8 protein-coding genes and 1 pseudogene are annotated in these 6,707 nt (G+C 56.8%); 7 read left to right on the top strand and 2 right to left on the bottom strand.

The annotated features are described in order from the left end of the window. The 3 genes from I2D57_RS05085 to I2D57_RS05095 all read left to right on the top strand — a co-directional run. Positions 1-201, top strand: a 201-nt coding sequence (locus I2D57_RS05085) for a hypothetical protein (RefSeq protein WP_195361707.1), incomplete at its 5' end; no start/stop codon positions are given. Positions 202-407: 206 nt separating this feature from the next. Further along, positions 408-1,511, top strand: a complete 1,104-nt coding sequence (locus I2D57_RS05090) for an ATP-binding protein (protein ID WP_324249204.1) — start codon at positions 408-410, stop codon at positions 1,509-1,511. A gap of 157 nt (positions 1,512-1,668) precedes the next feature. Continuing rightward, on the top strand, positions 1,669-2,487 hold the full coding sequence (locus I2D57_RS05095; RefSeq protein ID WP_195361708.1) for a S1 family peptidase: 819 nt from the start codon (positions 1,669-1,671) through the stop codon (positions 2,485-2,487). Here I2D57_RS05095 and I2D57_RS05100 read toward each other — a convergent pair. Next, entirely contained in the window at positions 2,484-2,666 is a 183-nt protein-coding gene (locus I2D57_RS05100) for a hypothetical protein (protein ID WP_006235576.1), read from the bottom strand. The genes I2D57_RS05095 and I2D57_RS05100 overlap by 4 nt on opposite strands. Before the next feature lie 130 nt (positions 2,667-2,796). Here I2D57_RS05100 and I2D57_RS05105 point away from each other — a divergent pair, with 130 nt between their 5' ends. The 3 genes from I2D57_RS05105 to I2D57_RS05115 all read left to right on the top strand — a co-directional run bounded on the left by I2D57_RS05105 (position 2,797) and on the right by I2D57_RS05115 (position 4,785). Continuing rightward, positions 2,797-3,288 (top strand): hypothetical protein, encoded by a 492-nt coding sequence (locus tag I2D57_RS05105; protein ID WP_117638100.1) that lies wholly within the window; start codon positions 2,797-2,799, stop codon positions 3,286-3,288. Beyond that, entirely contained in the window at positions 3,260-3,934 is a 675-nt protein-coding gene (locus tag I2D57_RS05110; protein WP_195361709.1) for a hypothetical protein, read from the top strand. Before I2D57_RS05105 ends, I2D57_RS05110 begins: the two co-directional genes overlap by 29 nt. A gap of 500 nt (positions 3,935-4,434) precedes the next feature. Beyond that, entirely contained in the window at positions 4,435-4,785 is a 351-nt protein-coding gene (locus I2D57_RS05115) for a hypothetical protein (protein ID WP_040359438.1), read from the top strand. 146 nt (positions 4,786-4,931) lie between these two features. Here I2D57_RS05115 and I2D57_RS09885 read toward each other — a convergent pair. Beyond that, positions 4,932-5,224 (bottom strand): annotated as a pseudogene (locus I2D57_RS09885) (IS3 family transposase); the annotation flags it as partial. Between the two features lie 10 nt (positions 5,225-5,234). On the opposite strand from I2D57_RS09885, the gene I2D57_RS05125 reads away from it, so the two are divergent. Beyond that, positions 5,235-5,750, top strand: coding sequence for a transposase (locus tag I2D57_RS05125; protein ID WP_195361710.1), 516 nt, complete (start codon positions 5,235-5,237; stop codon positions 5,748-5,750). Positions 5,751-6,707 lie beyond the last annotated feature (957 nt).

The following is a 6,707-nucleotide window of genomic DNA, read 5'->3' on the forward strand; positions in this document are numbered from 1 at the left end:
CGCACCATCTTTACGCCCTATGCCGAGCTGTATCACTACGAGTTCACCTCGCGCGGCAGGGAAGAGGCCAACGAGGAAAAGCTGCGCCGCTGGAAGCGCGAGCAAGCGCTGTTCATGCAGCGCTGGCCGGAGTTCTTCCTCAACGGTGATCCGTGGTTGGGGCCGAACTTATCCACTGAGAGCGAGTATTTCTCGTATTAAGGCAATGGTTTTAGGAAGTCCTTAACCTTCTTTCGCTATGAGCTTGGAAGAAAGCAACGTTGGGCTACTAGCTAAGACTAATTACGAAAGCTCGATACTTTCGCGATAAGTTTATATAAGCTTATATAACTGGATATTATTCGATATAGTCTACGATAAAAAAAGCAATGATTGACTGTTAATCGATTCCCTAGAAAGGCAAACAAGTGAGCGCCACGATATTCCATAACCCGTTTCGTCCCACTGCCGGCGCTGAGCCTCCGCGCATAATTGGTCGTGATGATATTGCCCTTGAGTTTACCGAGAGTTTGAATTCGGGAATTGGTGCACCTGCGAGGCTCATGCGCGTTGCCGGGCCAAGGGGTTCCGGAAAAACTGTTTTGCTCTGTGATCTTAGAGATCGTGCACGAGAGCTTGGCTGGAAGACGGCTATTGTTTCTGCTGGTCCCAACCTATTGCTGGACCTGAAGGATCAGATTGCAGAATCCTCCCTTGCGACCAATGCTTCAGTCGGCGTAAATGCCGGCTTTGTTTCCGCTAAATTCGACGTTGTGCCAAAAGAGTCGAGTCTTAGAAAGTTGCTTGGCTCGGCCGCAAAGTCTTCCAAGGGCCTGTTTATTGCAATAGATGAGGTGCAGGATGCCCCGATTGACGATATGCGCGCTATTGCTTCTGCTGTGCAGCTTCTAATAGGGGAGAAAGTCGATATTGCTCTCGCATTTGCCGGATTGCCCGCTGGTGTTATGGATCTAATTAACGGCAAGGCACTTACATTCTTGCGTCGTGCCCTCCCCGAAGATCTGGCGCCTATCAACCAGGTGGAGGTAGCGCTCTCTATGGGCGATAGCTTTATAGCGACTGGTTTGATCATAGAGGACGATCTGCTGTCGAGAGCCGCTAAGGCCACGAAGGGCTATGCCTATTTGGTGCAACTGGTCGGTTACTCCATTTGGCAGCGCGCCAACTTGCATCGTGTCAAAAGTGCCAACGTGAGCGAGCGCGATGTTATCGAAGGCATTGCGCTGGCAGAGGCTCGTTTTCACGATGTTGTTCATGAGCCCGCGATTTCTGGACTTGGACTCAACGATATCAAATATCTTTTGGCCATGTGCGAGGATAAGCAGCAGTCCAAATCATCTGAGATTGCTAAACGTATGGGTAAAAAGACCAATGAGGTCAGCTCTATTAGGGCTAAGCTGCTACAAAGAGAGGTTATTCAGGCTCCACAGAGGGGCTACGTGCAGTTTGCCGTGCCGGACCTAGATATCTATCTGCGAGAGAATGCCGCGGAGATTCTCGAGCGGTTCTAAATCAAGGCATGAATAGCCGCCGGTTAACTGCCTTTTTCGACTTGGCTCGCGTCCCCCCCCCGCGCGAGGACGTGCCCAAAGCGGCAATACTGATTGATTACGGAAGGGCATCTCAGGGTGCAATCGATATACTATTTGTCCAAATGAAAGGAAACCCATGCAGCTATCTGAGCAGCTTCTGCACATGACGATTCGCATCGAAGCTTCGTTGGCCTCGGGAGGTTGCTCAGTTGGAACGGGTTTCTTTTTCAAGTTCTGCGACGACGGAAAGACCTATGTGCCGGCAATCGTGACCAACAGGCACGTGGTCGAGGGCGCGTACGAGTATCGCGTCATCTTTTCGAGATCTGACGAGAACGGAAACCTGCTCAATATAAACGAGCAACTTACCATGCGGGGCTCCGAGAGCGACTGGATCGCACACCCTGACGAAAGTGTTGACCTGTGCGTCTTACCCATCGGTCCCGCACTGAATGGTTTTATCCGGGCGGGGAAGCATCTGCTTACCATACCGCTCAGCTTGGAGCTTCTGCCGACGGATAAGCAGATTCAAGACATGGGCTGTATGGACGAGGTGACCATGGTCGGATACCCCAACGGCATTTGGGATGAGGCCAACAACCTGCCGATCGTCCGTCGGGGTATCACGGCGACGCCCTATAGGTACGACTATCAGGGGCAGAAAGAGTTCCTGGTTGACATGGCGTGCTACCCGGGATCGAGCGGTTCCCCGGTCTTTCTCTACAACGAGGGTACTTATTTGGAGAACGATGCTGTGGTCATGGGCAAGAGGCTCTATCTACTTGGCATCCTTCGGGCTGTGCCCATCAGAACTCTTCTCGGAGACATCACCGTATCCACGATTGCCCACGTGAGCGTTCAGGACATGTTGAATCTCGGCATCGTCATCAAATCCGAGCGTCTGAGGGACTTCGATCCCATCGTGAGGGAACGCTTGAGCGTTTCTGGAAATTAGTATTTATTTGGCTCGCCCGCTCTGATGCCGCCCCCGCACAGCTGGTCGGCCTCGGCGTCCATCACCGCGTTCACGACCTGCTCGGCGAGGCGCCTGAGCAGCTCCTGCATGTCGATGGCGCCGTCGTCGAAACGGGGCATGGCGAGCATGTCCGGCGTCGGGTCTGATAAGATTTCCATAGCGGTCCTCGTCCTTTCCTAGAACCTGTTGTTGTGGTGATTTCAGATTCTAGGACGAGGGCCGCTCTTCGTTAAGCGGCCGCTGGGGCGTCACCCTTACACCAACATTTTCGACGCGATCGGCCGCTTCGTGGACTTCGTGCGCGACGTGTGTGCTGAGGATGCTCTGGAAGAGAATCTCCGTTTTGTGTCTGATGCCCTGGACGGTAAGTGCACGCCGCGTGAGATTATTCGCAACTACTTCCTCAAAGATTTCTACAAGGATCACTGCTCAACCTACCAGAAGCGCCCCATCTACTGGATGCTTGATTTCGGTAAGAAAAACGGCTTCAAGTGCCTTATTTACATGCATCGCTACCAGCCAGACCTGCTGGTCCGCGTACGCACTAATTATGTCCATGAACAGCAAGAACGGTACCGCACGCAGCTCGCTCACCTAGAGGAAGCCGTGGCACAAGTTGATATCTCGCAACGCGTAAAGTTGAACAAGCAGATCAAGAAGCTCAACGATCAGCTCGCTGAGACTATAACCTTTGGGGAGAAGATTCACCATTTAGCAGAACAAATGATTGCGATCGGACTGAGGGATAAGCGTGATCGATTTCGGCATCTTTACCATTGACGGGGTGAAGAGGTTCTTGTTCGACGCCCTGCGCATCGATGGGTGCGAGTTCGGAGATATGCGGCTGCGTTTTCGCAGCGACGAGGTTGGGACGTACGCCGATGTCCGGGAGAGGCTGGGGGAGTCCCTCGCCCCCGACGACCTGCTGCTGCACCTCAGGCACGTCACGGCCAACACGGATGGCTGCGCGTCCATTCGCGAGAGCGGGATTCTCGGAATCGGGGACGTGCTCTCGCGTCCTAGTGCGCTTACGCGTCTTTTCGAGGGCTGCGGGGTTCATTTCGACAAGGCGAGCCGAACCGTGTCTGTCGACGGGAGAAGGCTCAGCCTGGACCTGGTCGATGATGCCTTCCTCGGACGGGAGTCCTCGGAGCCGATAGATGGACTTCTGTACATTCTGGCGGAAGACTCCCTCGTGAACTCCTTCATCCACAAGTCGTGCATCCGGGAGTACTCCACGCTTTCGCGGTATCCCGAGGCCATATGGGCTCTGGAAGAGGTCGTCGGGCATGGGAACGAGGCGGTTTGGAGATGGAAGGACGCCGCGCGCCCATATGTTGTCGAGTTCACCGCGACTTTGAAGGAGCTCGATCTGTGTCGACTCCAGCCGGACGATGGGATGGGTTTTTGCAGGGCGGCGGTTTGAAGGAGTCCGTATTCAATAATCTGGTTTACCAGGCGCTCGGGGTCTGCGTGCGGGGTGCCCGCGAGGTTATCGCCTCCCTGCCTGCTGGCGGCGGGGTGCCCCGTCGTCGATCGTTCGGATAACCCCTCTGGATGAGTTCTGCGGCGACCCCGAAGCTGGCTTGGATTCCATGTGCGATAGGGAGGGGCGTTGTCGGATTTGCGACGAAGACGCTGTGGAGTCCCTGTCGGCGTTCCTTATCGCTAATGGGTATCTAGGGGAGGGCTTCTCGGGATAAAACGGGTTTCGTTTGGTCTAATGCGTAGGATGACCAGTTTCGTGTTGTCCCAGCAGGGAATCGCCCGACGGATCAGATTGCGGAAACATGGGGTTCCGATGCATGGGGTAGGCGAGGGGTCGTCGCCCTGATGTGCGAATGAGCTTCACCCTGCTGTCGCATTCTGTCCGTATGGATAATGGCCGGCTTAAGGTGCCGGCCTCCTACCGGAGGAGGTTGCGACGTGCGCGCGATGATCGAGATTGAGTGGATGGACGGGCTTGTGACGAAGGTGCCGGAGTTCGCTCTGGGCGACGTATTCGGTGAAAGCGTTCAGGTAGAGCTCGATTTCAAGTTCGACGACGTGTCGGAGGGCCTCTGGGTCGAGGTGCGCCATCATAAACCGGACGAGGGCTCGGATGGCGACCCGCGCGAAAGGGCCTGTACGCTGCATGCGGACTGTCACTACGGTTTGGTCGACGCGGTCGACCTCGACCGTATCTTCTGCGTTCTCTTTGAGGGGCAGCCGAGGATCTGCCGCATCGCGGGGGAGCTCGTGAACCTCTCAAGGGCCTGTGCTATGGCTCAAGGTTGACGCGCTACTGAACGTTGTCGGTGCGCAGCCTCGCGTGGCGCTCGTAGGGGAAGTCCAGGTAGGTCAGCGCGTCGGCCTCTGCCTCCTGTTACCGTTCATGGGAAATCGGTCAATTGGGAGCGCGGTGGAAATCCTGGACCGTGTTCCTACGCTACAAGACCTAGGCTTCTTCGGTACTGCATCGGGCTCATATAGCCCAGGTCGCTCTTGCAGCGCTTGTCGCGATACCAGACCAGATAGGCGTACAGCATCTTCATGAATTCCCCCATGCCAACATCGTCCCAGCCCCTTCCGTAGAAGAGCTCCACCTTCAGCCTGCCGAAGCCCTCCGTCCTTGAATTGTCGGGTGAGCACCCCTTTCTCGATATCGAGCGCGCGAGGTCCTGGGCGGCGCATAGCCGATCCGGCCCTGCCACCGGTAGTGGCCGCCGCGGTCGCTGGCTTACGCCTTGAGGAAGCGCGCCCGGGACCTCGGCCCCTACGAGGCATCGGCATTGTGCCAGCTTCGATCGGAGGCGGGCTGCTCGAGCCTCATGACCGCATACGACCTCAAAGAGGACTTCTTCGACATCTACGACGAGCACCCGCTCTCGCGGGAGGATGTCGAGGATGCATTCGATGCGTGGAAGGCATCCATCCCCGATGGCAAGGCCTACGATCCCTTCCGGGGGCTTGCGAAGGCCGTGGAGAACCACCGCGAGTTCATATTTAACTACCGGGATTGTCCGAGCCGCATCTCGAACGGTTACACGGAATGCGCGAACCGCCTCATCAACGAGACTAACATGATGGGGCGTGGCCACTCCTTCGAGACGCTGCGCGCGCGTACGCTCTATCGCAGTTTGTCCCGTCACAGAGGTATGGCCCTACGCCTGTCATCTCGGCTGTCGGAACAGGAGTGGGTGCGGTTACCCCAAGTGTCGCTACGACGCTGCCTATCGCACCCGCCTGTCCGCGGCCCGTGAAGGGTTATGTTTCACCGCTGACGAGCTCGCCGCCATGGTCGCGATTGCGGTCCCTTTGTTTAGGCGGGGGCAGAGTTACGAGACCATATGGGCCACACATGCTGACGAGCTTCCTGTGTGCGTGCGCAGTGCCTGCTCCTATCAGGAGAGGGACAGGCGCGCCTTACCTGCTTCTCCCGCGAAAGGACCGTATGAGGAAGCGTAAGCGCAGGGATGTCGAAGGTGCTGGGCGCGACGGGGTTGACCGCACTGGCCGTACCTACGCCGAATTCGAGGCGCTCTCGCTTGCCGACAGGTCGCGCGTGGTCCAATGTGACTCCGTTGAGGGCTACGAGCGCAACACCTACGACATCCTGAGCGCACACATCGTGGCCCGGGCGTTCCAAATCTATTTGCGCAAGCGTCATGCCAGCTCCGGCAGCCATCGTTGCCTGCCTCGACCATATAGAGAGTCTCATAGGCTCTGTTGCTGCCTTCGAGGCTATCTTCGGCATCCTGCTAGTCGATTGAGGAGTCGAGTTCGATGATTGGAAGGGCCTGGAGCGCTGGTGTCTCGAAAGCGGAGCTCGGCGCTGCCGCGTGTTCTGCTGCGACGCGATGAGATCCAACCAGTAGTCGGCATGTGAGCGCAACCACGAGCAGCTCAGGCGCATTCTGCCCAAAAGCCGTAGTGGCGGTGCTCTGAGCCCCTACGACGTTGTAGTATGCTGCAGCCACGTAAACTCTTGCCCGCTTGCTGGACTCGCTGACAGGTGTCCATTCGAGCTCCTCGGAGACCTGTTGCTGTGCGGCATCGGATGATCGCTTCGGGCTGTCCCTCGACAGCGAGCTCGCCGTCTCGCCCGATAAGGGGTCATCCCCGACGGGGTGGTACCAGGCCTACGAGCGGGGCGAAGGCTCTTGGGCCGCCGGGTGTCAGTGGTAGCGTGAAACTGAACACTTGTTCAGTTTCACGCT

This window comes from Collinsella aerofaciens (genome assembly GCF_015553355.1).
Classification (GTDB): Bacteria; Actinomycetota; Coriobacteriia; order Coriobacteriales; family Coriobacteriaceae; genus Collinsella; species Collinsella aerofaciens_V.

Bases quoted from the DNA above. Each gene is read 5' to 3' on its own strand.
- I2D57_RS05095 (WP_195361708.1), top strand. From the start codon at position 1,669: ATGCAGCTATCTGAGCAGCTTCTGCACATGACGATTCGCATCGAAGCT.
- I2D57_RS05100 (WP_006235576.1), bottom strand. From the start codon at position 2,666: ATGGAAATCTTATCAGACCCGACGCCGGACATGCTCGCCATGCCCCGT.